Origin of the sequence: Flavisphingomonas formosensis (assembly GCF_009755815.1) — a bacterium.
GTDB classification, from domain to species: domain Bacteria; phylum Pseudomonadota; class Alphaproteobacteria; order Sphingomonadales; family Sphingomonadaceae; genus Flavisphingomonas; species Flavisphingomonas formosensis.
This window is the reverse complement of sequence record NZ_WRPK01000010.1, coordinates 258,859-284,219: the sequence shown is the minus strand read 5'-3', so window position 1 is coordinate 284,219 and position 25,361 is coordinate 258,859. Positions and strand designations below refer to the sequence as shown.

At 66.3% G+C, this 25,361-nt stretch carries 22 protein-coding genes; 13 read left to right on the top strand and 9 right to left on the bottom strand.

Annotated features, from left to right (window positions below; genetic code table 11):
* Positions 1-3 precede the first annotated feature (3 nt).
* The gene (locus GQY20_RS24950) at positions 4-774 is read left to right on the top strand and encodes an N-formylglutamate amidohydrolase (protein WP_157219855.1); all 771 of its coding nucleotides are present in this window, start codon (positions 4-6) and stop codon (positions 772-774) included.
* A 12-nt stretch (positions 775-786) separates the two neighbouring features.
* Here GQY20_RS24950 and GQY20_RS24945 read toward each other — a convergent pair whose 3' ends face one another.
* Both GQY20_RS24945 and GQY20_RS24940 read right to left on the bottom strand, forming a co-directional pair.
* Positions 787-1,311 carry a nuclear transport factor 2 family protein gene (locus GQY20_RS24945; RefSeq protein ID WP_157219854.1) on the bottom strand — a complete coding sequence of 175 codons (525 nt, stop codon included), beginning with the start codon at positions 1,309-1,311 and terminating at the stop codon, positions 787-789.
* A 25-nt stretch (positions 1,312-1,336) separates the two neighbouring features.
* Positions 1,337-1,996: a hypothetical protein gene (locus GQY20_RS24940; RefSeq protein WP_157219853.1), complete on the bottom strand. Its 660-nt coding sequence runs from the start codon at positions 1,994-1,996 to the stop codon at positions 1,337-1,339.
* Between the two features lie 152 nt (positions 1,997-2,148).
* On the opposite strand from GQY20_RS24940, the gene GQY20_RS24935 reads away from it, so the two are divergent.
* The 8 genes from GQY20_RS24935 to GQY20_RS24900 all read left to right on the top strand — a co-directional run bounded on the left by GQY20_RS24935 (position 2,149) and on the right by GQY20_RS24900 (position 10,641).
* On the top strand, positions 2,149-3,771 hold the full coding sequence (locus tag GQY20_RS24935) for an NAD(P)/FAD-dependent oxidoreductase (RefSeq protein ID WP_157219852.1): 1,623 nt from the start codon (positions 2,149-2,151) through the stop codon (positions 3,769-3,771).
* On the top strand, positions 3,768-4,946 hold the full coding sequence (locus GQY20_RS24930) for a BaiN/RdsA family NAD(P)/FAD-dependent oxidoreductase (RefSeq protein ID WP_157219851.1): 1,179 nt from the start codon (positions 3,768-3,770) through the stop codon (positions 4,944-4,946). Before GQY20_RS24935 ends, GQY20_RS24930 begins: the two co-directional genes overlap by 4 nt.
* A gap of 114 nt (positions 4,947-5,060) precedes the next feature.
* The gene (locus tag GQY20_RS24925) at positions 5,061-5,435 is read left to right on the top strand and encodes a hypothetical protein (protein ID WP_157219850.1); all 375 of its coding nucleotides are present in this window, start codon (positions 5,061-5,063) and stop codon (positions 5,433-5,435) included.
* Between the two features lie 12 nt (positions 5,436-5,447).
* Entirely contained in the window at positions 5,448-5,537 is a 90-nt protein-coding gene (kdpF, locus tag GQY20_RS24920) for a K(+)-transporting ATPase subunit F (RefSeq protein ID WP_157219849.1), read from the top strand.
* Between the two features lie 13 nt (positions 5,538-5,550).
* Positions 5,551-7,254 carry a potassium-transporting ATPase subunit KdpA gene (gene kdpA / locus GQY20_RS24915; RefSeq protein ID WP_157219848.1) on the top strand — a complete coding sequence of 568 codons (1,704 nt, stop codon included), beginning with the start codon at positions 5,551-5,553 and terminating at the stop codon, positions 7,252-7,254.
* A gap of 13 nt (positions 7,255-7,267) precedes the next feature.
* The gene (gene kdpB, locus GQY20_RS24910) at positions 7,268-9,304 is read left to right on the top strand and encodes a potassium-transporting ATPase subunit KdpB (protein WP_157219847.1); all 2,037 of its coding nucleotides are present in this window, start codon (positions 7,268-7,270) and stop codon (positions 9,302-9,304) included.
* 12 nt (positions 9,305-9,316) lie between these two features.
* Positions 9,317-9,904 (top strand): potassium-transporting ATPase subunit KdpC, encoded by a 588-nt coding sequence (gene kdpC, locus GQY20_RS24905; RefSeq protein WP_157219846.1) that lies wholly within the window; start codon positions 9,317-9,319, stop codon positions 9,902-9,904.
* A 44-nt stretch (positions 9,905-9,948) separates the two neighbouring features.
* Positions 9,949-10,641 carry a response regulator gene (locus tag GQY20_RS24900; RefSeq protein WP_157219845.1) on the top strand — a complete coding sequence of 231 codons (693 nt, stop codon included), beginning with the start codon at positions 9,949-9,951 and terminating at the stop codon, positions 10,639-10,641.
* A gap of 12 nt (positions 10,642-10,653) precedes the next feature.
* Here the strand turns inward: GQY20_RS24900 and GQY20_RS24895 are convergent, their stop codons facing one another.
* Positions 10,654-11,550: a DMT family transporter gene (locus GQY20_RS24895; RefSeq protein ID WP_232476237.1), complete on the bottom strand. Its 897-nt coding sequence runs from the start codon at positions 11,548-11,550 to the stop codon at positions 10,654-10,656.
* 102 nt (positions 11,551-11,652) lie between these two features.
* Between GQY20_RS24895 and GQY20_RS24890 the strand changes: the two genes are divergently transcribed.
* Positions 11,653-13,086: an aminotransferase-like domain-containing protein gene (locus GQY20_RS24890; RefSeq protein WP_198351189.1), complete on the top strand. Its 1,434-nt coding sequence runs from the start codon at positions 11,653-11,655 to the stop codon at positions 13,084-13,086.
* Here the strand turns inward: GQY20_RS24890 and GQY20_RS24885 are convergent.
* A complete protein-coding gene (locus GQY20_RS24885) occupies positions 13,064-16,447 on the bottom strand; it encodes a DUF3857 domain-containing protein (RefSeq protein WP_198351188.1) in 3,384 nt (1,127 codons plus the stop codon). The genes GQY20_RS24890 and GQY20_RS24885 overlap by 23 nt on opposite strands.
* A 222-nt stretch (positions 16,448-16,669) precedes the next feature.
* Here GQY20_RS24885 and GQY20_RS32870 point away from each other — a divergent pair, with 222 nt between their 5' ends.
* Positions 16,670-16,795: a hypothetical protein gene (locus GQY20_RS32870; RefSeq protein ID WP_269769779.1), complete on the top strand. Its 126-nt coding sequence runs from the start codon at positions 16,670-16,672 to the stop codon at positions 16,793-16,795.
* A 10-nt stretch (positions 16,796-16,805) separates the two neighbouring features.
* On the opposite strand, the gene GQY20_RS24880 is transcribed toward GQY20_RS32870, so the two are convergent.
* A complete protein-coding gene (locus tag GQY20_RS24880; RefSeq protein ID WP_157219843.1) occupies positions 16,806-18,323 on the bottom strand; it encodes an acetyl-CoA hydrolase/transferase family protein in 1,518 nt (505 codons plus the stop codon).
* A gap of 116 nt (positions 18,324-18,439) precedes the next feature.
* On the opposite strand from GQY20_RS24880, the gene GQY20_RS24875 reads away from it, so the two are divergent.
* Entirely contained in the window at positions 18,440-19,339 is a 900-nt protein-coding gene (locus GQY20_RS24875; protein ID WP_157219842.1) for a LysR family transcriptional regulator, read from the top strand.
* An 11-nt stretch (positions 19,340-19,350) separates the two neighbouring features.
* Here the strand turns inward: GQY20_RS24875 and GQY20_RS24870 are convergent, their stop codons facing one another.
* Entirely contained in the window at positions 19,351-21,258 is a 1,908-nt protein-coding gene (locus GQY20_RS24870; RefSeq protein WP_157219841.1) for a potassium transporter Kup, read from the bottom strand.
* A gap of 212 nt (positions 21,259-21,470) precedes the next feature.
* On the opposite strand from GQY20_RS24870, the gene GQY20_RS24865 reads away from it, so the two are divergent.
* Positions 21,471-21,836 carry a hypothetical protein gene (locus tag GQY20_RS24865; protein ID WP_157219840.1) on the top strand — a complete coding sequence of 122 codons (366 nt, stop codon included), beginning with the start codon at positions 21,471-21,473 and terminating at the stop codon, positions 21,834-21,836.
* Here the strand turns inward: GQY20_RS24865 and GQY20_RS24860 are convergent.
* The 3 genes from GQY20_RS24860 to GQY20_RS24850 are packed head-to-tail and all read right to left on the bottom strand — an operon-like array spanning position 21,803 to position 25,299.
* A complete protein-coding gene (locus GQY20_RS24860) occupies positions 21,803-22,639 on the bottom strand; it encodes an IclR family transcriptional regulator (RefSeq protein ID WP_198351187.1) in 837 nt (278 codons plus the stop codon). The two genes, GQY20_RS24865 and GQY20_RS24860, sit on opposite strands and share 34 nt — an antisense overlap.
* A gap of 46 nt (positions 22,640-22,685) precedes the next feature.
* On the bottom strand, positions 22,686-23,510 hold the full coding sequence (locus GQY20_RS24855; protein ID WP_157219838.1) for an SDR family NAD(P)-dependent oxidoreductase: 825 nt from the start codon (positions 23,508-23,510) through the stop codon (positions 22,686-22,688).
* Positions 23,485-25,299 (bottom strand): acyclic terpene utilization AtuA family protein, encoded by a 1,815-nt coding sequence (locus GQY20_RS24850; protein WP_157219837.1) that lies wholly within the window; start codon positions 25,297-25,299, stop codon positions 23,485-23,487. Before GQY20_RS24850 ends, GQY20_RS24855 begins: the two co-directional genes overlap by 26 nt.
* Positions 25,300-25,361: the final 62 nt, after the last annotated feature.

The window sequence follows — 25,361 nt, the reverse complement described above, 5'->3', positions numbered from 1 at the left end:
CCTATGGCTGACCCGAAAGACGATCTGCTGGGCCCGGACGAACCGCAGCCGGCTGACGTCATCAACTCCGCAGGGCGTGCGCCGTTCCTGCTGCTCGGCGATCATGCCGGCACGCTGATCCCCCGGCGGCTCGGTTCGCTCGGCCTGCCGCCCGAGGAGCGGGCGCGGCACATCGCGGTCGATATCGGCGTGAGGGGGCTCGGCGAACGGCTCGCGGAGCGCTTAGATGCGCCGTTCCTGCATCAGCGCTATTCGCGGTTGGTGGTGGACTGCAACCGCGATCCGGCCTCCCCCGAAGCGATACCCGAGGTGTCGGACGGCACAGTGATTCCGGGCAATCAGCGGCTCGGGGCCAGAGATCGCGAACAGCGGGTCGGCGCGATCCATCGTCCCTATCATGATCGCATCGCCAGCGAGATCGCGGCGCGGCCGAGGGCGATGCTGATCTCGCTGCACAGCTTTACGCCGGTCTTCGGCGGTTACGCCCGGCCCTGGTATGTCGGCGTGCTGCACTGGGAAGGCGACACGCGCTTCGCCCGTGCCTTGCTCGATGTGCTGGGCGAAGGGCCGGGGCGTGTCGTCGGCGACAACGAGCCCTATCGGATGGATGCGACCGACTATACGGTACCGCGCCACGCCTTTGCCGCCGGTTTGCCCTATGCCGAGATCGAGGTGCGGCAGGATCTGATCGCGGATGCCGACGGGCAGGCGGCCTGGGCGGAGATTTTGGCAGAGGCGTTTGGGCGGGCTCTGCTTCTTCATCCTTCCCCGTAGAGGGGCCGAAAGTCAGCCCGCCCTGAAATCGGCGAAGAAGGCGTAGGACGGGTCGGACGCGTCCTTGCGTCCGTGGCGCGGCATGAAGCGTCCCTCGATATCGCGGGTGCCGCCGAGATCGAGGATGGCATGGCGATGGTCGATCGCCCAGCGTCCGTCGCGGCACGACCAGCGGTCGAGATAGCGCGCATAGGCAAACATCTCGCGCATCCGCCCCTCCTCGATCTGACGATAGAGGCTGCACAACACATAGGCCTCGCTCGCGGCGCGTGTGCCGTCCAGCTCGATCGTCACCTGCAGCACCCGGTGGAGCAGGACATCCTGCTTGGCATGATAGGCCCAGCTATGGTCGATCAGTTGCTCGGGCGTCCCGACGCCGGGCAGCTCATAGTCGAGCGTGCCCTCCGCATGCCAGACGGATCGGACCAGATCCTTGTCCGCCCGGTCCATGCCGCGGCAATAGTTGCGCAGCTGCTGGCGGATCTCCTCTCGCGCGAGCACGGCTTCGATGGCGCTATCGTTTGAGGGAAGGCTCACCTGTCTCTCTATTCCACTTCTTGAATCAGTAATAAAGCCGGCCACCAGAGGCTTTCTTCAATTTTGCGAGCCTCGCGACTTCATCGATGAGCGGCATGAGCTTCGTAGGTTGGTTGCATCCGATGTTAACCGACGAATAGCGATAGCCCTCCGCATCGGCCTTTTCCATCTCAAGCAATTGGCAGTGGAGGTAGATCTCCTCTTCATCCCAAGATCCTACATCGAAGTCCCAAGTGCCTGTCCGATCACCGAGTGCGATGATTCGCGCCATAGCCTCGGGCGAAAGCGGGATTCTGCGAACAACCAGGGGTTCTTCGGCGGTTCGGCCATCGTCGCGCCGCCTGGTCCCGCTCACTTTCAGGGAGGCCGAGCCGTCGGTTTTCTGGGTGATCGTGACGACACGGAAGAACAGGCCGTGGCCCTGGGTGAAGACGAAACGGATGATCCTGGCCGTGTCGTCCGGCAATCCATGCCACAGCGGCTTCTCGCCGATCTCCTTGAGACTGCAGGCAGACCAGCCAGCCGAGACGGCCATTTCATATATTGTTGGAGGATAGGTACCACAGCCAGGTTCGGCATAAGCCTTTCCCGTAAAGACGAATGCCATGCAAAGGAGGATCGAACGTATCGGCAATCTTTTTAGGATGAGGTAGAGGCATGTGTCGGCATTTTCAGTCCAGGACATCCTCTTGCCTCCTGCTCTTTTAGCCAAGGTCGTAAGCTTTCCGCGTCACTGCTTGAACGAAAAGGGAGCACTTCGACAAGCTCGGCGCGAACGGCGGCGGAAAAATGCCGCTCGGTTGGCGCCCGGCGCTTTTCGCCGCTAAAGGGCGCGCCATGCTGCGTCTTTCCGAACTCAAGCTTCCGCTCGACCATGCGCCGGAGGCGATGCCCGCCGCGATCTGCGCGCGCCTCGATATCGCGCGCGAGGAGTTGATCGATTACACCGTCGCCCGCCGCGCCAATGACGCGCGGCGCAAGTCGGCGATCCTGCTCGTCTATTCGGTCGACCTGACCCTCAGGGACGAGGCCGCGGTCCTCGCGCGCTGTGCCGGGGATCGGAACGTCCAGCCGACGCCCGACACGGACTATCGCTTCGTCACGCGCGCGCCGGAGGGGCGCAGCGGGCTCCGGCCGGTCGTCATCGGCGCCGGGCCGTGCGGCCTGTTCGCGGGCCTCATCCTCGCGCAGATGGGTTTCCGCCCGATCATCGTCGAGCGGGGCAAGGTGGTGCGGCTGCGGACCAAGGACACCTGGGGCCTGTGGCGCCGCAGCGTGCTCGACCCCGAATCCAACGTGCAGTTCGGCGAGGGCGGCGCCGGCACCTTCTCCGACGGGAAGCTCTACAGCCAGATCAAGGATCCGCGCTTTCTCGGCCGCAAGGTGCTGACCGAATTCGTCAAGGCCGGCGCGCCGGAGGAGATCCTCACCGAGGCGCATCCGCATATCGGCACCTTCCGGTTGGTGACGATGGTCGAGAGCATGCGTGAGACGATCGAGGGGCTCGGGGGCGAATATCGTTTCGAGCATCGCGTCGAGGACATCGCCCTCGAGCCCGATGCGGACGGGCGCCGCCATATCCGTGGCCTGCATTTCCACAATGGCGATTTCCTGGAGGCGGACCGCGTCGTCATGGCGGTCGGCCACAGCGCGCGTGGTACCTTCGAGATGCTTCACGGCCACGGCGTGCCGATCGAGGCGAAGCCTTTCTCGATCGGGGTGCGCATCGAGCATCCGCAGAGCTGGATCGATCGGGCGCGGTTCGGCGCCTGCGCCGGCCATCCCGATCTCGGCGCGGCGGCCTATGCCCTCTCGCATCACTGTGCGAACGGCCGCAGCGTCTACAGCTTCTGTATGTGTCCGGGCGGCCGCGTGGTGGCGGCGACGTCGGAGCCCGGCCGCGTCGTCACTAACGGCATGAGCCAATATTCGCGGCAGGAGTTCAACGCCAATTCCGGCCTCGTCGTCGGCATCGACCCGGAGCGCGATTATCCGGGCCATCCGCTGGCAGGGATCGAATTTCAGCGCCATTGGGAGTCGCTCGCCTATGTCGCCGGCGGATCGAGCTATCAGGCGCCGGGCCAGCGTGTCGGCGATTTCCTCGCCGGGCGGCCGTCGGCCGCGCTGGGCGAGGTCACGCCCTCCTACAAGCCCGGCGTGCATCTGACCGATCTTGCGCAATGCCTGCCCGATTTCGCGGTCGCGGCACTGCGCGAGGCGCTGCCCGTCTTCGGCCGGCAGATCGCCGGTTATGACCATCCTGACGCGATGATGACCGGCGTCGAGACGCGCACCTCCTCGCCGATCCGGATCACCCGCGGCAAGGATTATCAGAGCCTGGGCGTCGCCGGCCTGTTCCCGGCGGGCGAGGGGGCGGGCTATGCCGGCGGCATCCTTTCGGCCGCGGTAGACGGCATCAAGGTGGCGGAGGCGGTGGCGTTAAGTCTGGCGGGCGCGTGAGCGCGGAGCGTTACGACGCGATCGTCCTCGGCGCGGGTGCGGCGGGGCTGATGTGCGCCGCGCTCGCCGGCCAGCGAGGGCGACGAGTGCTGCTGGTCGATCATGCGCCGGAACCGGGCCGCAAGATCCTGATCTCCGGCGGCGGCCGCTGCAACTTCACCAATGTGAATGCCACCGCCGATCGCTACATCTCGGCCAATCCGCATTTCGCCAAGTCCGCGCTCGGGCGCTATACGCCGCGCGATTTCCTGGCGCTGGTCGAGCGTCATGGCATCGCCTGGCACGAGAAGACGCTGGGCCAGCTTTTCTGCGACGGATCGGCGCGCGAAATCCTCGCGATGCTGATGGCGGAATGCGCGGCGGGGCAGGTGGCGTTCGCATCGGGCGCGCCGGTTTCCGCCATCGATCATGGGGATGGCTTGTTCCGCGTCCGAGCGGGTACCGTTTCCGCCGAGGCGCCCGCGCTGGTACTGGCCACCGGCGGCCCTTCCATCCCCAAGCTCGGCGCGACCGGCTTCGCCTATGACGTCGCGCGCCGGTTCGGCCTGTCGGTGGTCGAGCCGCGGCCTGCGCTGGTGCCCTTCACCCTCGGGCCGGAGGAGACGCTGTTCCGCTCGCTCTCCGGAGTATCCACCGATGTCGAGGCGCGTTGCGGCAAGACGGCGTTTCGGGAGGCGGCGCTGTTCACCCATCGCGGGCTTTCGGGGCCGGCGATGCTGCAAATCTCCTCCTATTGGCGGCATCGCCAGCCGATCGCGGTGGATTTCCTGCCCGATAGCGCCACCGGCTGGCTGATCGAGGCCAAGCGCACCCGGCCGCGCGTCACGCTGCGTTCCGCGCTCGCCGCGCAACTGCCGGATCGGCTCGCGGAAGCGCTGGCAGACCGCCTCGCGCTGGCGGGTGAACTCGCGAACCTGTCTGACAAGGCGCTGCGCGCAGCCGAGGAGCGGCTCGGCGGCTGGTCCTTCACGCCCTCGGGCACGGAAGGTTTCGCCAAGGCGGAGGTGACGGTCGGCGGCATCGCCACCGCCGGGCTTTCGTCGCAGACGATGGAAGCGCGGCGCGTGCCCGGCCTTTACGCGATCGGAGAGGCCGTCGACGTGACCGGCTGGCTCGGCGGCTATAATTTCCAATGGGCCTGGGCGAGCGGGTGGGCGGCGGCGCAGGCGATTTAGTATGTGATGACGAAAGGCCGATACGTCATTCCCCGCGTCATGCGAGCGGAAGCTCGCATCACTCTCAGCTGGCAGCCGGGGTGACTGTGGAGAGCGACCCCAGCGTTCGCTGGGGTGACGAAGAAGAAAAGCTCCAAATCAACGGTCTGTGAACGCCGCAGAGCGTTCGCTGGGATGACGGGCTTTGAAATGCGGCGAGAAGCCTCGCTACGCTCCGCTGAGCCTCTCGATTTCGCTCGGGGCGCAAGCAGGGCGATGCGCGTCCCGCCCGATCCCGAACATATGCAAATCCTATGCGAACGGCTCGCGGCGCGTCTCGAATATAAATTGGCGGCGGGCCTAATCGCATTCTCGCAGACGACTCGTGCCGCAGATCCGCGGCGAGCGTCCTGCGGGAGCCTATTCATGCAGGATCTTTTCTGGATCGCCATCACGCTGGGGCTGCTGGCGGCGACGCTCGCCTATGTGCAGCTCTGCGACAACGCTTGAAGGATTGCTTCGATGACAATCGATCTCTGGCTTGCCGCGGCCACCGGGGCGGGTCTTCTCCTCTATCTGGTCGCCGTGCTCGTGCGGCCCGAACGCTTCTGAAAGGAGGCGCATCATGACCGTCCAGGGATGGATGCTGATCCTCGCCTTCGTCGGCATCCTGCTCGCGCTCACCAAGCCGCTCGGGCTGTGGCTGCATGCGCTCTATGAAGGCCGCAGCACGCCGCTGCACGCGATATTGGGCCCGATCGAGGCCGGATTCTACAGGCTGTCGGGCATCGACCCGACGGCAGAGCAGAGCTGGCGCCGTTATGCGGTGCATATGCTGATATTCAATGCCGTGCTGCTGTTCTTCACCTATGCGATACTGCGTCTCCAGGGCATGCTGCCGCTCAATCCGCTGCATTATGGGGCTCTGCCGGAGCATCTGTCGTTCAACACGGCGGTCAGCTTCACGACCAATACCAACTGGCAGAGCTATGGCGGCGAATCGACCATGTCGAATCTTAGCCAGATGCTGGGCCTCACCATCCACAACTTCCTGTCCGCGGCGACGGGCATCGCGCTGGCTTTCGCCTTCTTCCGCGGCTTTGCCCGGCGCAGCGCGAGCACGATCGGCAATTTCTGGGCCGATTGCACGCGCATCACCCTCTATCTGCTGCTGCCGCTCTGCATCGTCTACGCGCTGTTCCTGATTGCCAGCGGCGTGCCGCAGACATTGGCAGGCTCGGTCGACGTGACGACCCTGGAGGGTGCGAAGCAGACGCTGACGCTCGGTCCCGTCGCCTCGCAGGAGGCGATCAAGATGCTGGGCACCAATGGCGGGGGCTTCTTCAATGCCAACAGCGCGCATCCGTTCGAGAATCCGACCGCGCTGACCGATTTCGTGCAGATGCTGTCGATCTTCGCGATCGGCTTCGGGCTGACCTGGACGTTCGGCAAGGCGGTCGGCAATCCGCGGCAGGGCTGGGCGATCCTCGCGGCGATGGTCACCATCTTCCTGATCGGCGTCACCATCACCTACTGGCAGGAGGCGGCGGGCAATCCGGTGCTGCACCAGCTCGGCGTGCCGGGCGGCAACATGGAAGGCAAGGAGGTGCGCTTCGGCATCGCGGCCTCGTCGCTCTTCTCCGTCGTCACCACGGCGGCATCGTGCGGCGCGGTTAATGCGATGCATGACAGCTTCACCGCGCTCGGCGGCATGATTCCGCTGTTCAACATCCAGCTTGGCGAAGTGGTCGTCGGCGGCGTCGGCGCTGGCATATACGGCTTCCTGCTGTTCGCGATCCTCGCGGTTTTCGTCGCCGGGTTGATGGTGGGTCGCACCCCGGAATATGTCGGTAAAAAGATCGAGGGCCGGGAGGTGAAGCTCGCGGTGCTCGCCATTGCCGTGCTGCCGCTGGTCATCCTCGGCTTCACCGCCATCGCTTCCGTCACCCAGGCCGGCCTCGTCGGACCGCTCAACAAGGGGCCGCACGGTTTCTCCGAAATACTCTATGCATTCACCTCGGCGGTGGGCAACAACGGCTCGGCCTTTGCCGGCCTGACCGCCAACACACCCTTCTATGACGGCCTGCTCGGCGTCGCGATGTGGATCGGCCGCTTCTTCATCATCGTGCCCATGCTGGCGATCGCCGGGAGCCTGGCCGCGAAGAAGTACACGCCGGAATCCGCGGGGTCCTTCCCGACGACGGGGCCGCTGTGGACGAGCCTGCTGATCGGCATCGTGCTGATCGTCGGCGGACTCACCTTCCTGCCCAGCCTCGCGCTCGGCCCCATCGCCGATCATCTCGCGATGATCGGCGGACACCTTTTCTGATTGGAGCGAAGCAATGGCTCGGTCCGCACAAAAATCCGTCTTTACCGCTGATCTGATCGTGCCGGCGATCGGAGATGCGTTCCGCAAGCTCAATCCGGTGGAACTGATCCGCAATCCGGTGATGTTCACCACGGCCGTCGTCGCGACCTTGCTCACCGTGCTGCTCGCGATCGGCACCGACACGCTCGGCTTCGCGTTCAAGTTGCAGCTCGTCGTCTGGCTCTGGCTCACCGTATTGTTCGGCACCTTCGCCGAGGCGCTCGCCGAAGGGCGCGGCAAGGCGCAGGCCGCCTCGTTGCGCGCCACCAAGGCGGAGCTCGTCGCCAAGAAGCTCAAGGGCAAGGGCGATAACTATGAGAATGTCGCAGCCAGCACGCTGCGCATCGGCGACGTCGTGCTGGTCGAGACCGGCGATCTCATCCCCTCGGACGGCGAGGTGATCGAGGGCGTCGCCTCGGTGAACGAGGCCGCGATCACCGGCGAGAGCGCGCCGGTGATCCGCGAGGCGGGCGGCGACCGCTCGGCCGTCACCGCCGGCACGCGTGTCCTTTCCGACCAGATCAAGGTGCGCGTCACCGTCGATCCCGGCCAGGGTTTCCTCGACCGCATGATCGCCCTCGTCGAGGGCGCGGAGCGGCAGAAGACGCCGAACGAGATCGCGCTCACCATCCTGCTCGTCGGCTTGACGATCATCTTCCTGATCGCGGTCGGCACCATCCCGAGCTTCGCGCATTATGCCGGCGGCGACGTGCCGGTGGCGATCCTCGCGGCGCTGCTCATCACGCTCATCCCGACGACGATCGCCGCGCTGCTCTCCGCGATCGGCATTGCGGGCATGGACCGGCTGGTGCGCTTCAACGTGCTCGCCAAATCGGGCCGTGCGGTCGAGGCGGCGGGCGACATCGACACGCTGCTGCTCGACAAGACCGGCACCATCACTATCGGCGATCGCCAGGCGAGCGAGTTCAAGCCGGTGCATGGCACCACGCCGGCCGAGCTCGCCATGGCGGCCCTGCTCGCCAGCCTCGCCGACGAGACGCCCGAAGGCCGCTCGATCGTGCAGCTCGCGCGCGAGAAGTTCGGCGTTACCCAGAGCAGCTTGCCCCATGATGCCGAGGTGATCCCCTTCACCGCGCAGACGCGCATCTCCGGCGTACGCATCAACGGTTCGCTTATTCAGAAGGGCGCGGTGGATTCGGTGCTGCGCGCCAATCCCGGATCGGGCGAGACGCCGGCCGCGGCCGAACTGCGCCGCGTAACCGACGAGATCGCCCGCTCCGGCGGCACACCGCTGGCAGTGGCGCAGGACGGGCGGCTGCTCGGCGCGATCTTCCTCAAGGATGTGGTGAAAGCCGGCATTCGCGAGCGGTTCGGCGAGCTGCGCCGGATGGGTATCCGCACGGTGATGATCACCGGCGACAATCCGCTGACCGCCGCGGCGATCGCGGCGGAAGCCGGCGTGGACGATTTCCTCGCCCAGGCAACGCCGGAGGACAAGCTCGACCTGATCCGCAAGGAGCAGCAGGGCGGCCGCCTCGTCGCGATGTGCGGCGACGGCACCAACGACGCGCCGGCGCTGGCCCAGGCCGATGTCGGCGTGGCGATGAACACCGGCACCCAGGCGGCGCGCGAGGCGGGCAACATGGTGGATCTCGACAGCGATCCGACCAAGCTGATCGAGGTCGTCGGCCTCGGCAAGCAACTGCTGATGACGCGCGGCGCGCTGACCACTTTCTCGGTCGCCAACGACGTCGCCAAATATTTCGCGATCATTCCCGCGATGTTCATCGCGCTTTATCCGGGTCTTACCGTGCTGAACGTGATGGGCCTCGGCACGCCGCAGTCGGCGATCCTGTCGGCGATCATCTTCAATGCGCTGATCATCCCGCTGCTGGTGCCGCTGGCGCTCAGGGGCGTGACATATCGGCCGATCGGCGCCGGCCCGCTGCTGGCGCGCAATCTCGCCATATACGGCCTCGGCGGGATCATCGCGCCGTTCGTCGGCATCAAGCTGATCGACGTCGCGGTCAACGGCCTTGGCCTTGCGTGAGGAAACAGGACAATGAGCAAGGATTTCCTGACATCGCTGCGTCCCGCCCTGGTGATGACGCTGCTTTTCGCCCTGCTGCTTGGCATCGTCTATCCGCTCGCGCTGACGGGCATCGGCCAGCTCGTCTTTCCGGCGCAGGCCAATGGCAGCCTCGTCGAGCGGAACGGCAAGACGATCGGCTCCCGCCTGATCGGGCAGGGCTTCGCGAGCCCGCGCTATTTCGCTGCGCGTCCTTCGGCGGCGGGCAAGGGTTATGACGGGCTCGCCTCGTCCGGCTCCAATCTCGGGCCGACCTCGCAGGCGCTCGCCGATCGGGTGAAGGGCGATGTGAAGACGCTTTCGGCGCAGCATCCGGGCCAGCCGGTGCCCGCCGATCTGGTGACGACCTCGGGCTCGGGCCTCGATCCGGACATCACCCCGGAGGCTGCCCGCTACCAGGTTGCGCGCGTCGCGGCGGCGCGCGAACTGCCGGCGGCGCAGGTGCGGGCGCTGGTCGACCGGTCAGTGCAGCAGCCGCTGCTCGGTTTCCTCGGGGAGCCGCGGGTCAATGTGTTGGCGCTCAACCTCGCGCTGGATGCGATGCCGGCCTCGGAGCGGTGATCATGGTCTTCTGTGCGGATGATGAAGAATAAGGAAGAGGACGGATGACATCCCGTCACACCGTGCTGGTCGTGGACAATGAGCCGCAAATCCGCCGGCTGATCAACGCGGCGCTCACCCGCGCCGATTATCGTATCGTCGAGGCCGAGACCGGCCGCGAAGCGCTCGATCGGCTGCGCGGAGAGCGGCCAGAGGTGACCTTGCTCGATCTCGGCCTGCCGGATCGCGACGGGCTGGAGCTGGTGCCGCTGATGAAGAAGGAAACGGACACCACCCTGATCATCATCTCCGCGCGCGACGCCACGGAGGAGAAGGTGGCCGCGCTGGACCTCGGCGCGGACGATTATCTCACCAAGCCCTTCGACACCGACGAGTTGCTGGCGCGGGTGCGCGTCGCGCTGCGCAACCGGATGACCAAGGACGGCGGCGCGCTGACCGTCCGTGCCGGCGATCTCGAGATCGATCTGATGCGCCGCCACGTCGCCAAGGCGGGCGTCGAGGTGCATCTGACCCCGAAGGAATATGCCGTGCTGGCGCAACTCGCCCGCCATCCCGGCCGCGTCATCACCCATGGCCAGATCATGGATCATGTCTGGCCGCACGAGATCGAGCATCATGTGGAATATCTGCGCGTGCTCGTCCGCGCGCTGCGGCAGAAGCTTGAGACGGACCCGCAGCGGCCGGAGATCATCACCAATGAGCTAGGCGTGGGGTATCGGCTGCGGACGGGCGAGTGATCCGCCGCACCCTCATCCGAAGCGTTTCGCGCCCGCCACGCACAGCACGACGAGCCCAGTCGCCGCGATCATCGTCGGGCTGATCGGCTCGCCGAGCAGCAGCCCGGCCAGGGTCAGGCCGAAGAAGGGCTGGAGCAGCTGGAGCTGGCCGACGCGCGCGATGCCGCCGAGGGCGAGACCGCGGTACCAGAAGACGAAGCCGATCAGCATGCTGAACAGCGAGACATAGGCGAGGCCCAGCCAGGCGGGCGCACCAATGCCGGTCCACTGCGCGGGTCGCGTCGCCAGGGCCAGGCCGGCCGTCACGGGCAGGGTGAGCAGCAGCGCCCAGCAGATCACCTGCCAGCCGCCGAGCCGGCGCGAGAGCGCGGCGCCCTCGGCATAGCCGAGCCCGCAGACGATGATCGCGGCGACGATGAGCAGGTCGCCCACCACCGATCCGTCGCCGCCGCGCGACAAAGCGAAGACCATGACCGACAGCGCGCCGATGCCCGAAAACAGCCAGAAGGCCGGCCTCGGCCGCTCGCCGCCGCGCAGCACGCCGAACAGCGCCGTCGTCGGCGGCAGCAGCCCCATGAACACGATCGAATGGGCCGAGCTGATATGCTGCAGCGCCAGCGCCGACAGCAGCGGAAAACCGATCACCACGCCGAACGCCACGATGGCGAGCGAAGCGAGGTCGCGCCGCGCGGGCCACGGCTGCCGTATCGCGGCGAACAGCACCATGCCCAGCACTGCCGCGATCACGGCGCGCGCCGAAGTGAGGAACAGCGGCGAGAAGCCAGCGATCGCCAGCCGGGTTGCGGGCAGCGAACCGCTGAAGATGATCACGCCGATCATCCCGCTGATCCACCCTTCCGTGCCGGCCGTCGTCACCCGGGCGGATGTCATGCTCGTCGTCGTTCTCATGCTGCCTCCCGTGCCTCGCTTAGGCAGGATGGGCTGGCGACGACAGCGACAGTTCAGTACAATTCAGGAATACTGTATGGGCACCAAAGGGCATACGGCGGGATGGCGACGATCGGGGAAATGAAGCGCGGCCGGACCGGCGCGGTGATGGCGGCGATCCGCGCCAGGCTTGCCAGCCACGCGCTCACCACCGGCGATCGCCTGCCTTCGGTGCGGCGCTTCGCGGCGACGATGGGTGTATCGCCGTCGACCGTGGTCGAAGCCTATGATCGGCTGGCGGCGGAAGGCGTGATCCGGGCTCGACCCGGTTCCGGCTTCTATGTCTCGGCACCGCCGCCGCCGCTGGCCCTGGCGGAGATCGGGCCGAAGTTGGATCAGGCGATCGATCCCTTCTGGGTCTCGCGCCAGTCGCTGGATACGGACAGGGCATTGCCCAAGCCGGGCTGCGGCTGGCTCCCCGACGACTGGATGCCCAATGCCGCGATTCGTCGCGCGCTGCGCGGCCTTGCCCGCCTGGATGATGCCCGGCTGTGCGACTATGGCACGACACGCGGGCCGCTGCCGCTGCGCGGCCTGCTCGCCCGCCAGTTCGCGGGGGAGGGGCTGGCGGTGGCGCCGGACCAGCTGCTGCTCACCGGTTCGGCGACGCAGGCGATCGACCTCATCTGCCGGTTCCTGTTGCGCCCGGACGATACGGTGCTGGTCGACGATCCCTGCTATTTCAATTTCCGGGCGCTGCTCCGCGCCCATCAGGCGAAGATCGTCGGCGTCCCGTACACGCCGACGGGGCCGGACATGGACGCCTTTGCCGAGGCGGCAGCGCGGCATCGGCCGCGGCTCTACGTCACCAATTCCGCGCTGCATAATCCGACCGGCGCCACGCTCTCGCCGCAGACCGCGCACAGGCTGCTTACGATCGCCGCCGCGCAGGACATCACCATCGTCGAGGACGATATCTTCGCCGATTTCGAGCCGGAGCCCTCGCCGCGGCTCGCGGCGCTCGACGGTCTCGCTCAGGTGATCCGGATCGGCAGCTTCTCGAAGACGCTCTCCGCCTCGATCCGCTGCGGCTACATCGCGGCGCGACGGGACTGGATCGAGGGGCTGGTCGATCTGCAGATCGCCACCAGCTTCGTCGGCGTGAGTCCGGTCGCGGCCGAGCTGGTCTTCGCGACGCTCGGCGACGGCAGCTACCGCAAGCATCTGGAAGAGATCCGCCGCCGTCTTGCCCGCGCGCGGCGCGACGTGGCGGAGCGGCTGGAGGCGATGGGCATCACGCCCTGGCTGATGCCGCGGGGCGGCTTCTATCTGTGGTGCAGCCTGCCCGAAGGCTGTGACGCGGCGGCGGTGGCGCGGACGGCGCTCCGCGAAAATGTGGTCCTTGCTCCTGGCAACGTGTTCAGCGTGTCGCAGATGGCCTCGCGCCATATGCGGTTCAACGTCGCGCAGATGGGCGATCCCGCTGTCTTTGCGGTGCTGGCGCGGGCGCTGGATGTGGCGGCAGTCGACGCCGCTATTCCGGGATCGACACGGTAAATCCCGGCGACAGCCCGTAGCGGGCGAACTCGGCCGCGATATCGGGATCCAGCAGTTGCGCTGCGATGAGATCGGCGCGTGCCTGCTTCACATCGCCTTTGCGCGCCCAAGCGATGCCGCGGCCGTACATCGAGAAGGCACGATAAGGGTCCCGCTTCAGGATTTCCGAATAATCCGCGATCGCTTCGTCCGCCCTGCCGATGCGGAGTTTGGCGAGGCCGCGGCTTTCGAGTGCCGCGGTGGAAGCGGGAAGCAAATGCAAGGCGGCATCGCAATCTGCGGCGGCGGTTTCCGGGGCGATATTGAGCGTAGCCTTCATCCAGCATCGTTCGTACAGCGCGGCGGCACTACGCTGGCTTTTCGCAACATATTCGTCTGCCATGCGCAGCGCTTCCAGCGGCTTGCCCCGGCGCGCGAGAATATTCTGTTTCATGAAGATCAGATCGCGGTCCTTGGGAGCCAGTCTTTCCCATACCGCGATGTCGGCTTCCGCGGCGTCCAACTCACCATTGTCGATTTCGTCCGACGTGCGAAGCCGATAGGCGGCGACATAAAGGGGATCGAGCCGCAGGGCCGCTGTGAGATCTGCCTGCCGGCCGTACCGATCGATGGCGGGGCGAGCCGCTGCCCTTGCCGTGAAATTGGCTGCCGTGGGTTTCCGAGCGATCACCATGTTCAGATCGGCCACGGCTTCCTGGCGTCGGCCCACCTTCGCGCGCAGCCGCGCGCGACGGGCACGGATCGCTTCGTCTTCGGGCCGTGAAGCGACGGTTCGGTCCGCTTCATCGAGAGCGTCCTCCGCCCGGCCAAGATGCATGAGCGTTTCGGCACGATCCATGCCGATGTTCACCGATGGATCAAGCGCACGTGCGGTATCGAAATCCGCGAGCGCACGTCCATATTGGCCGATTTCCAGATAGGCTATCGCTCGCCCTGAATATGTGAGCGCATCACCCTTTGCGCGGGCAAGCGTTCGGTTGAAAATGTCGATCGCATCAGAATAACGCTGTTGCGACATTGCGACCATGGCCTTGGCGCGCCACGCCATCCACTGCCCGCTATCCAGCGCAATGGCGCGATCTGCTTCAGCGTCCGCGCCGGGCATGCCGGCGGTTGCGAGGATGAGTGCATAAAGCGCACGACCTACGCCGAAGTCGGGCGCGAGTTCGACTCCCAACCGCGCTTCGCGCTCGGCATTCTTGTCTTCATGCTTCTTGAAGAGATCGAGGGCTTCGCGGAAATGTGCCTTCGCCTGCTCGAGCGTGTCGCCGGCAGGTTCCGGGCGTTCCGGGGGCGGAGGCACGAAGATCGGCGGCGGCGCGACCGGTGTGATTATTGGCGGTGCGGACGGTGTGATTATTGGTGGCGGGACCATGGCGCGATCTTCCAGGGGGGCACGGATGAAGACGCCGTCCTGCGTAAGCTCGGTCAATTCGCGTCGCGTCTGTTCCGCTTTCGCCGCAGGCAATTCGGGCGCCAGCGCGCGGGTTTCCGCTTCCATCGTCATCACGCCGTTCGAAATGGCGACCTTGCGGTGAAAGGCGTAGAGCCCGCCGATCGTGCGATCGAAGGATCCACCCTGCAGGCCGAAACCAACGCCGCCGCGTGGCAGCTTGATGGTTTGGCGGTTTTGCCACCAGTCCGGATAGTCGAAGGCGAAAGGCGCGTCGGCGTTGATTTCGCCGTCGCGATCGGTGTCCAGCTTCCACCCGAGCGTCGCGCCATTCACCTCATACCAGCGCGCGCCGTTCTGCGTCCGCCAATCCATCCGCGCGGTGCCCGTCATCGTCATGATGAAGTCGCCACTGTCGGGATCGACCTTCGTGGTCACCGTCTCGGGGGTCACGAAATCATAAATTGAACGCCACATCTTGCGCAGCGCCTTGTCCCTGTCGGAAACGGACAGTTCGGCGAGGCCCACGCGCAGATCCACGGCCTTGTCGCCGCGATAGCGTATTTCGCCCGATGCGGGTGCCGGAGCGTCTATGCCTTTCGTCGCGTCGAGCATCAGGCTGGAAACCTGCATGGCTTGCGTCGGCTGCTCCGGTATCAGAGGCACGAGCCCCGCGCCTTCCGCTTCGATCGGGAGACCGACGCGATAATTGGGCGTTTGCAGCTGATCCAGGTGGCGGTCGCCGAGACGCGTTCCATCCATCCAATAGGAACGGCCGGCAATGCGCGCCTCGACGATCACATGATCGAAGGCGCTCACGGCAGGCAAGCGTTCGGCCACGAAATCGCCGCGTTCCGTGTTGACCAGGACAGGACGCGCCTCGATGCCGAGCTCGCGCAGAAGGGCGATCAGCAGCACCGTCTTTGCCTTGCAATCGCCGAAACGCCGCGTCCAGGTGAGCTCGGCCGCGGCCGGGACGTAGCCGCCATCGTCCATTCCGAGGAACAGGTAACGAACATTGTCCTGCACCAGCTGAAGCGCGAGTTCCGCGCGGGTTCGCGGGTCGCTTGTCGTCTTTGCGATCCGCGCCGCTTCAGCCTTGACGGCGCTGTCCTGCGCGAGCGCCAGCGCCTTGGCGTAGAGTGGTGCCATCACGCGCGAAACCGTGGCCCAATCCTTGAAATCGGTCGCCTCGATGGCGTTGATGATCTGAAACCGCGAAGGGGCGCCGCGCGGAGCGCGCGCCGTGGTGACGTTGGTCAGGTCGGAAACGAGTTCCAAGTCGCCGTTCGCCCGGCCGAGCTTCGGTTGCAAGGCGCCCGGCAGCACACGCCATTTCATCGGCTTGGAGCTCGGCCAAAGCAGCCGGACGCGGCTTCGGCCATAACTGAGACCATCGCCCGGCCCGACGAGCAGGTCCGAATGGCCTGCCATCGCCGGATCGCGACGCGTAACGCTGTAGGCCATGTCGAGAATGTCGCCGACGCGTACGTCTTCGGGCTGCAGCGTGGCGGTCAATTGCCCGTCCAGAGCCGCGCGTTCGAGATTGGTTTCGCGCCGGACGATGGTGAGCTTCGATCCATCGCCGAGCAGGTCGATGGTCACACCATTCCTGATGAGGCGATAATGGTGGATCGTCACGGTTTCGAGCGCAGGATCCCATTCGATCTGGAGCGCGCCTCCGTCGAGCCCCTGCGCGCTCGCTATCTTTTGGATGCCGTTGAAATAGTCGGTATTGCCCTCGTCCGTGAGGCGATGCTGCGAGTCCGAGAGCAGGATGATCGTCGCGGCGCCCTCGGCAGCGGGGGGAGCGGGCGGTATGGCCGCCGGGAGCACCCAGGATGCCGGCGGGCCGATCAGCGGCCGTTCCGACCGCACGGCGGCAGCCGGTGCTTCGGCCCAGACTGGACATGGCAGGGAGATCGCCCCCAGCCCGAGCACGAATTGCGCGGCACGCGCCAGACGCATTGCAAACACCCCCCTGAAAGCCCCGCCGAAGCCATAGATTGCTGCTCTGCGGACGTCGAGAGGTTTTGTTCCCTTTTTGTATCCGAAGCTGTGCCATCGGGCACGGCGTCCATATGCAAAACCTATGCGTTCATCGCGGTTGCGCTCTCGAATCCCAATGCCGGACCCGCCTAGTCCGTCCGGATGGAGCACAGACCCGACCGACCCTATGAACGCGCTCTCATGCCATCGCCTTCGCGCTGGACGCGGATCGTGGACTGGCTGGGCGCGCAGGGGGCAGCGAACCTCACACTCTATTCCTGCTCGATTTCCGCAGTGATCGGCACGGTTGCCGCGCTGCTGCGCTGACTCACGCCGGTCAGAGTGCCGGCTGCATCGATCCCGTCTCGATATAGCGCTGGTGCCAGGAGAGCGCTTCGCCCGGCAGCGATGGTGCGTGGCGGCCATAGGCGGTGCGGGAGGCGCGATCGAAATAGTCGCGCAGCGCATCGCGATAGGCGGGATGGGCGCAGCGCTCGATGATCAGGCTCGCGCGCTGCCTGGGGCTGAGGCCGCGGAGGTCGGCGAGGCCCTGCTCGGTCACCAGCACGGCTACGTCCTGCAAGATATGGTCGACATGGGCCACCTGCGGCACGATCGCGGAGATAGCGCCGCCCTTCGCGGTCGAGGGTGTCATGAAGACCGACACATAGGCGTTGCGCGCGAAATCGCCCGATCCGCCGATGCCGTTCTGGATGCGCGATCCCATCACGCAGGTGGAGTTCACATTGCCGTAGATGTCCGCTTCGATCAGGCCGTTCATCGCGATGCAGCCGAGCCGGCGGATCACTTCCGGATGGTTGCTGATCTCCTGCGGGCGCAGGATCATGCGGCTGCGATAGCGGTCCATCTCGGCATTGATGCGCAGCGCCGCTTCCGGGCTCAGCGAGAAGGCGGTGGCCGAGGCCATGCGCAGCCGGCCCGCATCGAGCAGGTCCAGCATGCCGTCCTGGATCACCTCGGTATAGGCGGTGAGATCGTGGAACGGCCCGTCGACCAGACCGGTGAGCACCGCATTGGCGATATTGCCGACCCCCGATTGGAGGGGCAATAGCGACGCCGGCAACCTGCCCAGCGCCACCTCGTGCCGGAGGAATTCGATGAGATGGCCCGCAATGGCATGAGCGGTGGCGTCGGGCGGGGAGAAGGGCAGATTGCGGTCGCTCGCGTCGGTCTCGACGATGGCGACGATCTTGTCCGGATCGCACGACAGGGTCGGCTCGCCGATACGATCGTCCGGCCGCACGATCGGGATCGGCACGCGGTGCGGCGGCAGGGCCGTGCCGTAATAGATGTCGTGCATCCCTTCGAGCGCGGGATTCTGCCAGCGGTTGACCTCCAATATCACCTTCTTCGCGCGGTCGAGCCAGGTCTTGTTGTTGCCGACGGAGGAGGAGGGCACCAGCGCGCCATCGGGCCGGATCGCCGTCACCTCGACGACGGCGACGTCCAGCGGCCCGAGGAAACCCTGCCAGGCCATCGGCGCCACCTGGCTCAGATGCATGTCGAGATAATCCATCTCGCCGCGGTTGATTCGCTCGCGCGCGATCGGATCCGAATTATAGGGCAGGCGGAATTCGATCCCGTCCGCCTTGGCGAGCGCGCCGTCCAACTCGGGTCCGGTGGAGGCGCCGGTCCAGACGCGGACGCGCATCGGCCGGCCGGCGGCATGCTCCGCCTCGATCCGGGCGGCGAGCGCCATCGGCACGGCCTTCGGATAGCCGGAGCCGGTGAAGCCACTCATGCCCACCGTCATCCCGTTCTCGATCAGTGCGGCGGCATCGGCGGCCGACATGGTGCGTGCGGCGAGACGCGGATCGGAAATTCTTTCGGACATCGCTGTCTCCCAAGAGGCGGCCGGTCGCTTCCGCCGGCCTCGGGGATATGATCGGATAGTGCAAATCATGTGACAATATTAAATAGAGGCACGTCACTTGTGCAGGATATGTGTAGATGAGCGATCTGGTACAGGCGCTGCGGACCTTCGTGCGAGTGGCCGAACGACTGAATTTCTCGACCGTCGCGACCCAAAGCAATGCCAGCCATACCACTATCGCCCGCCGGATCGATCAGCTGGAGGCGCATTTCGGCGCGCGGCTGCTCAATCGTTCGACCCGCAAGCTGACCTTGACCCGCGAGGGCGAGCGGCTGCTCGATCATGCGCGCGTGGTGATCGAGGAAATCGACCATGCCGAGGCGGAGCTGGGCGGGGAGGCGGCGGCGCGGGGCGTCGTGCGCGTCGGCGTCACCACCGCGCTCGGCCTCTATTATGCCGGGCGCATGATCGCCCTGCATGCGCGCCACCCCGATCTCAGGGTCGAGTTTTCTGTCACCGACTGGCAGGGCAGCCTCGTCGAAAGCGGCCTCGATCTCGCGCTGCGGGTCGGCGATCCCGCGCCGGCCGCGCCGGATGTCCGCCCGCTCGGCCCGTTCGGCCGGCTGCTCGTCGCGGCGCCGGCCTATCTCGATATGCGCGGCGCGCCGGTTTACCCCGAGGACCTGCTGGCGCACGACTGCATCACCTATGGCTATGGGCCAAGCCGTGCGCAGTGGGAGGTCGGCGGGCAGATGCTGCGCATCGCCGGCTGCTTCCGCGCCAACAGCAGCGAGGCGGTCCATCGCGCGGTGATCAGCGGGCTCGGCATCGGCTTGCTTCCCGCGATCCAGGTGCGCGAGGACGTGGCGGCCGGGCGGCTGGCGATCATTCTGCCCGATGCGGCGATCCCGCCCTTGCAGCTCGCCGTCGCGCATCGCTTCGCGGGCATGCGGCTGCCGATGCGAGTAAGGGTGGTGCTCGACTTCCTCGTCGATCACTTTCCTGCCGGGGAGGAGCCGGTCGTCGGCGGCGGGTGACAACCCCGGCTTCAGATCTCCACCTGCGATCCCAGTTCCACGACCCGATTGGTCGGCAGCTTGAAGAATTCCATCGCGCTCATCGCGTTGCGGACCATCCAGGCGAAGAGCTTCTCGCGCCAGATCGCCATGCCGGGCTTCTTCGACGGGATCAGCGTCTGCCGGCTCAGGAAATAGCTGGTGTCGGCTGGCAGTAATGGCGCGCCGCAGTTTCTCACCCGGGCGAGGCTCGCCGGGATATCGACCTCCTGCATGAAGCCATGGTGGAGGCGGATGCGGTAGAAGCCTGAATCCGCGGGGATCACCTCGATCTGCTTGTCTTCCGGCACATGGGGCACGCCCTGGGTGATCACGGTGAGGATGATCACCCGCTCGTGCAATATCTTGTTGTGCTTGACGTTGTGCAGCAGCGCGGGGGGCACCCCGTCGGTCGTCGCGGTCAGGAAAACTGCGGTTCCCGGAATGCGCTTTATCGAAGCCGTCGAGCTGATGAACAGATCGATGTCCATCGTGCCGACCTGCAGATAGTGGCGCACGATCTCCCGCCCGCGCGACCAGGTGGTGAGCAGGGTGAAGGCGACGGCGGCGACGAGCAGCGGGAACCACCCGCCGTCCGGGATCTTGGTGGCGTTGGAGGCGAAATAGATGCCGTCGATCAGCAGGAAGCCGCCGGTGGTGAGCCCGGCGAGCAGCCGGTTCCAGCGCCACACGCTGAACGTGAGGAAACCCAGCATGCAGGCGGTGATCAGCATCGTGCCCGTCACCGCTATGCCGTAGGCGGCGGCGAGATTGTTCGATGTCTTGAATCCGAAGGCGAGCAGGATGACGAGCACCAGCAGGCCCCAATTGACCAGCGGCACATAGATCTGGCCGGCAGCCTCGGCGCTCGTATGGGTGATCTTGAGCCGCGGCAGGAAGCCGAGCTGCACCGCCTGCTGCGTGACCGAGAAGGCGCCCGAGATCACCGCCTGGCTGGCGATGATCGTCGCCATGGTCGCGAGCAGCACGAGCGGCAGCCGTGCCCAGTCCGGCGCCATCAGGAAGAAGGGGTTCTGCACGTTCGCCGGATCGTCGAGCAGCAGCGCGCCCTGGCCCATATAGTTGAGCAGGAGGCAGGGAAAGGCGGCGTAGAGCCAGGCCACGCGGATGGCGCGCGCGCCGAAATGGCCCATGTCGGCATAAAGCGCCTCGGCACCGGTCACGGCCAGCACGACCGAACCCAGCGCCAGAAAGGCGAGCTGCGGATCGATGAGGAAGAAGGCGAGGGCGTACATCGGGTTCACGATACCGAGGATCTCGGGATGCCGCAGGATTGCTCCGATGCCGAGCGCCGCGAGGACGATGAAATAGACGACCATGATCGGTCCGAACAGCGCGCCGACGCGTGCCGTGCCGTGCTTCTGGATCAGGAAGAGCCCGACCAGGATCAGGATTGCGATCGGCAGCACCATGCTGCCGAGGCCGGGCTCGACCACCGTGAGGCCCTCGACAGCGGACAGCACCGAGATCGCCGGGGTGATGATCGCATCGCCGTAGAAGAGCGCGGTGGCGAGCACGCCGAGCAGGACGATGCCGGGCGTCCATTTGCGCTGCCCGGCCTTGCGCGCGATCAGCGCGAGCAAGGCGAGGCTCCCGCCCTCGCCATGATTGTCGGCGCGCAGGATGATGAAGACATATTTGACCGTGACGATCAACGTCATCGTCCAGAAGACGAGCGACAGCACGCCGTAGATATGGGCGGCATCAACGGTCAGCGGATGGTGGCCGATGAAGCTTTCCTTGAGCGCGTAGAGCGGAGAGGTGCCGATGTCGCCGAAGACGACGCCGAGCGCGCCCAGCGCGAGGGTCGGCAGGCTGCCCTGCGGTCCATGGTGGGTGTCGGCGGTGGCTTCGAGATCACGGTGCGCGGCGTCTGCCATCTTGCCTTCCCACGGATTCTTCGGGTCGCGGAGATGCCGCGCCGCGAATAGGAACACCAGAGGTGTTCCGCGTCCAACGCATATGGATCGCATATGTTTTGGTTCCGCGGCGATCCGGAATCCTACGAAAACACTATGGAGATCGCCGTTCCTCCGTCTCGAATCGCTATGCCGCGCCGCGTACCTCGTTCCTGTGGGCGAGGAGATGGACGATGGCACGGCATCGCGATGGACGGATCGATATCGGTTTGCGGACTGGGGGGCTCATGCTCGTCGGCGCCGCCGCCGGCACGGCGCTGCTGCTGCGCGTGCTGACGATCGCGCATGCCGGTCGTCCCGGCCCGTTGGAGCTGCTGCTGGCGGCGATTCTTTTCCTCTGCGGCAGCGTGGGCGCCGCACTGCTGTTCACCGGCGCCCATATCTTCGATCGCATCGAGTTGGCGAGCCGCTGGCGCAGCACCCAGTTCTTCCCGGTCCGCCGACCGGTCGAGCCCCGGCGCATCGCCGTCGAGGAGATGCAGGAATCGGCCGAGCTGCGTCGCGTCTATGCGGCCGAGCCGTCGACCGCTCCTGGATAGGCGATCCGCGCGCCGAGATCGCGCGATAGCCGTTCCGCCGCGTCGTGCACCGCCGCGCGGATAGCAGCCTCGTTCGGCGCCAGACGAACGGAAGGACCGATCACGCCGATTGCGGCGCAAGGCCAGCCGTCGGCGTCGAACACGGGCGAGGCGAAAGCGAGCACGCCTTCGAACATCGAGTTGCGCGTGGTCGCGATACCGGTCGCGCGCACCTCGGCGAAGGCCGCTTCCAACTCATCCGGGGTGCAGATCGTGTCCTTGGTATAGCGTTCGGCGTTACCCGCGGAGATGAATGCCGCGCGCTCCTCCTCGGGCCGCATGGCGAGGATCGCCAGGCCGCCGGACGAGCAGTGGATCGGTGCCATCTGGCCGGTCGCCATGCGGAACTGAAGCGGATGGCGGCTCTGCACGAAATCGCGATAGACGACATGGCGATCGTCATTGAGCTCGGACAGCGCGCTGGTCTCGTCGCATGCCGCCGACAGCGCCTCCAGATAAGGGTGGGCGACGGCCATCAACGTGTCGCGCCCGGCAAGCAGGTTGGCGAGCGTGATCGCGCCGTTGCCGAGCTGATACTGGCCGCGATTATTGACGATATAGCCGCCATGATGGAGCGCGCGCAGCAGCTCGTGCAGGCTGCTTTTGGGGACCTGCATGGTCTTGGCGAGCTCGGCGAGGGTCAGCCCGTCGGGGCTGACGGCCAATTTCTTGAGGGCGTCCAGCGCGCGCAGCGCCGATCGTGGCCCGCCCCCGGCTTCGGATGGGGCGGGGAGGGTATCTTCTGGCAAGGCGGCATCGGTCATGATGCCGCCTAACATGCTCGCGCTCGCGCGCAAACGCGGTGCCGGTTCAGGCGGCATCCGGCAGCTTCGGTTCCCAGGCTACGCCGTTGATATGGCCGCCGCCATCGACGTGGAGGGTGTTGCCGGTGAGGTAGCGGCTCGCCTCGCTGGCCAGGAACACCGCGACCGGGCCGATGTCCGTCTCCGGATCGCCGACGCGGCCCATCGGGATCTGCGATGCGGTCTTGGCGGCATTTTCCGGGCTGGCGGCGCGATAGCGCTCGAAGGCGGCGGAGGCGGCGGCCGGGCAGATGACGTTGGCGGTGATGCCATGCTTGGCCCATTCGCGCGCCGCGGTGCGGGTCAGGGCGCGGACGCCCTCCTTGGCGATATTATATTCCGCCGAATACATATGCGCGTTGATGCCGTTCAGCGAGCACATGTTGATGATCCGGCCCCAGCGCCGATCGCGCATGTGCGGGAAGGCCTGCTGCATCGCCCAGAAGGTCGCCCAGAGCGCCATCTGTAGCCCGCCCTGCAGGATCGCGTCGGTCTTGTCCTCGAGCCGCATGATCTTGGTGCCGCCCCAGGCATTGTTGACCAACACGTCGATCGCGCCGAAGCGCCGGACCGTCTCGTCCACCGCGCGGGTCACCTGATCGCGGTCGGTGACGTCGGTCGCGACGGCGAATGCCTCGGTGCCGAACTCGTCGCCGATCGCCTTGGCGGTCGCCTCGCCGAGATCGGGCTTGATGTCGGCGATGACGATCCGCGCGCCTTCCTTGGCCATGGCCCGCGCCATGCCGCGGCCGATGCCCTCGCCGGCGCCGGTGATCAGCACCGCGCGGCCGGCGAGTCTCTTCTCCTCAAGCGGCACGCTTCGTCTCTCCATTTTGCAGCTCGTTGGCGAGCGCCCGCGGCACGCGGATCGGGTGGAAGAGCAATTGCTGACCCATCGTCTTGGCGACCGGATCGAGCCGCGGCGAGCTGTTGATGCCGCCGTCGAGCGACTCGTGGACGACGAAGTTGAGCGCGTTGAACCCCGGCAGGTCGTAGCGGTCGACGCGGGCGCGGCTCGCATCGGCGAACTGGTGGCGATACCAGGCGGCGACGGCCTCCGGCGTCAGCGTGGCGCGGATCCAGGGCAGATACTCCGGCCGCCGCGCGATGATGCCGACGTTGAACAAATTGCCCTTGTCGCCGCTGCGCGCCCAGGCGAGCGCGATCAGCGGCACCTCGGCCTCGGCACCCTCCGGCGCCGGTTCCACGGCAGGACGGACGAGCGCGGACGGCTCCAGCCGCACGCCCGCGGCATCGGGCAATTCGATCGTCTCGCCGCTGATGGTCAGCCGCGGCGTGGCCTTGCCTTTGTCGAGCAGGAAGAGGTGCAGCTCGGTGAGCGGCACGACCTGGGTCGACAGGTTGATCGAGGTGCCGGGCGACATGGTCGAGGCGGCATTGTGCTGCTCGCGCGCGAACAGCTCGGCCGCCGCCCGCTCGGGATGATCGACGACGATGCGGACCAGCACCTCGCGGCTCTCGATCGGGCGCTGCTGCGCGCCGAAGCTCGCCTCGGATCCGATCACGGTGTGATAAGTACGGGTGAACGGCCCGAGATTGCGGCCGCGCATCAGATCGGCGGTGCGCTCCAGGATCGATTCCGCGTGGCGTTTGGCCTTGGCGCCGGCTTCCCAGCCGACGATCGGAGTGAGCGCGCTCGCCCTCCAGCCGGCATCATAGGTGACACAGACCTTGTAGCTCGGCGTCGGCGGCAGGCCGCGCGCACCGCTCACCTTCACCCGGTTCGGGCCGACCTCAACGATCTTCACCGCGCTCATGTCGGTGACGACGTCGGGCACGATATAGGCCTGCGGATCGCTGACCTCGTAGAGCAATTGCTCGGCGACGGAGCCGACCGAGACGAGGCCGCCGGTGCCTTCCGGCTTGGTGATGACCAGGCTGCCGTCGGCGCGGCATTCGCCGATCGGATAGCCGATATGCGCCCAGTCCGGCACGTCGCGCCAGTCGGTGAAGGTGCCGCCCGTCACCTGCGCGCCGCATTCGAGCAGATGGCCGGCGACGGTGCCGGCGGCGAGCAGATCATGATCCTCCGGCTTCCAACCGAATTCGTGGATCAGCGGCCCGAGGGTCAGCGCGCTGTCCACCACGCGGCCGGTGATCACGATGTCCGCGCCGCGGTTCAGCGCCTCGGCGATCGGGAAGGCGCCGAAATAGGCGTTGATGCTGGTGATATGCTCGGGCAGCTCCGCTCCGGAGAACATGTCCTTGGGCGCGAGCGCGCGGATCTCGTCGATCCGGTCGCGCAGATCGTCGCCGTCCACCACCGCGACCTTGATCGAGACGCCCTGCTCGGCGGCGAGCTTCTCCACCGCGCGGGCGAGGCCGTGCGGATTGACGCCGCCGGAATTGGCGACGACGCGAATGCGCCGCGCTGCAAGCTCGCGCAGATGCGGGCCGACATGCACGGTCAGGAAGTCGGTGCCGTAGCCGGTATTCGGATCCATCTGGGCCATGCGGCCGAACAGGCCCATCGAGCCCTCGGCGAGATAGTCGAACACGAGATAGTCGATCTGCGGCGCCTTCAGCAGCTGCGGCACGGCCATCGCGCTGTCCATGAAGAAGGCAGACGCGCCTCCGATGCGAACCACCTTGTCCGACATATCACCCTCTCGTCCGGTTATCCGAATGGTGATCGGTTTGGCGGAATGGTTCGGGAAGGTCA

What these genes read in the sequence shown, in the direction of transcription:
- GQY20_RS24950 (WP_157219855.1), top strand. Translation starts at nt 4, where the DNA reads ATGGCTGACCCGAAAGACGATCTGCTGGGCCCGGACGAACCGCAGCCG.
- GQY20_RS24940 (WP_157219853.1), bottom strand. Translation starts at nt 1,996, where the DNA reads ATGTCCTGGACTGAAAATGCCGACACATGCCTCTACCTCATCCTAAAA.
- GQY20_RS24935 (WP_157219852.1), top strand. Translation starts at nt 2,149, where the DNA reads ATGCTGCGTCTTTCCGAACTCAAGCTTCCGCTCGACCATGCGCCGGAG.
- kdpF (WP_157219849.1), top strand. Translation starts at nt 5,448, where the DNA reads ATGACAATCGATCTCTGGCTTGCCGCGGCCACCGGGGCGGGTCTTCTC.
- kdpA (WP_157219848.1), top strand. Translation starts at nt 5,551, where the DNA reads ATGACCGTCCAGGGATGGATGCTGATCCTCGCCTTCGTCGGCATCCTG.
- kdpB (WP_157219847.1), top strand. Translation starts at nt 7,268, where the DNA reads ATGGCTCGGTCCGCACAAAAATCCGTCTTTACCGCTGATCTGATCGTG.
- kdpC (WP_157219846.1), top strand. Translation starts at nt 9,317, where the DNA reads ATGAGCAAGGATTTCCTGACATCGCTGCGTCCCGCCCTGGTGATGACG.
- GQY20_RS24900 (WP_157219845.1), top strand. Translation starts at nt 9,949, where the DNA reads ATGACATCCCGTCACACCGTGCTGGTCGTGGACAATGAGCCGCAAATC.
- GQY20_RS24895 (WP_232476237.1), bottom strand. Translation starts at nt 11,550, where the DNA reads ATGAGAACGACGACGAGCATGACATCCGCCCGGGTGACGACGGCCGGC.
- GQY20_RS24890 (WP_198351189.1), top strand. Translation starts at nt 11,653, where the DNA reads ATGGCGACGATCGGGGAAATGAAGCGCGGCCGGACCGGCGCGGTGATG.
- GQY20_RS24885 (WP_198351188.1), bottom strand. Translation starts at nt 16,447, where the DNA reads ATGCGTCTGGCGCGTGCCGCGCAATTCGTGCTCGGGCTGGGGGCGATC.
- GQY20_RS32870 (WP_269769779.1), top strand. Translation starts at nt 16,670, where the DNA reads ATGCCATCGCCTTCGCGCTGGACGCGGATCGTGGACTGGCTGGGCGCG.
- GQY20_RS24880 (WP_157219843.1), bottom strand. Translation starts at nt 18,323, where the DNA reads ATGTCCGAAAGAATTTCCGATCCGCGTCTCGCCGCACGCACCATGTCG.
- GQY20_RS24875 (WP_157219842.1), top strand. Translation starts at nt 18,440, where the DNA reads ATGAGCGATCTGGTACAGGCGCTGCGGACCTTCGTGCGAGTGGCCGAA.
- GQY20_RS24870 (WP_157219841.1), bottom strand. Translation starts at nt 21,258, where the DNA reads ATGGCAGACGCCGCGCACCGTGATCTCGAAGCCACCGCCGACACCCAC.
- GQY20_RS24865 (WP_157219840.1), top strand. Translation starts at nt 21,471, where the DNA reads ATGGCACGGCATCGCGATGGACGGATCGATATCGGTTTGCGGACTGGG.
- GQY20_RS24860 (WP_198351187.1), bottom strand. Translation starts at nt 22,639, where the DNA reads ATGACCGATGCCGCCTTGCCAGAAGATACCCTCCCCGCCCCATCCGAA.
- GQY20_RS24855 (WP_157219838.1), bottom strand. Translation starts at nt 23,510, where the DNA reads ATGGAGAGACGAAGCGTGCCGCTTGAGGAGAAGAGACTCGCCGGCCGC.
- GQY20_RS24850 (WP_157219837.1), bottom strand. Translation starts at nt 25,299, where the DNA reads ATGTCGGACAAGGTGGTTCGCATCGGAGGCGCGTCTGCCTTCTTCATG.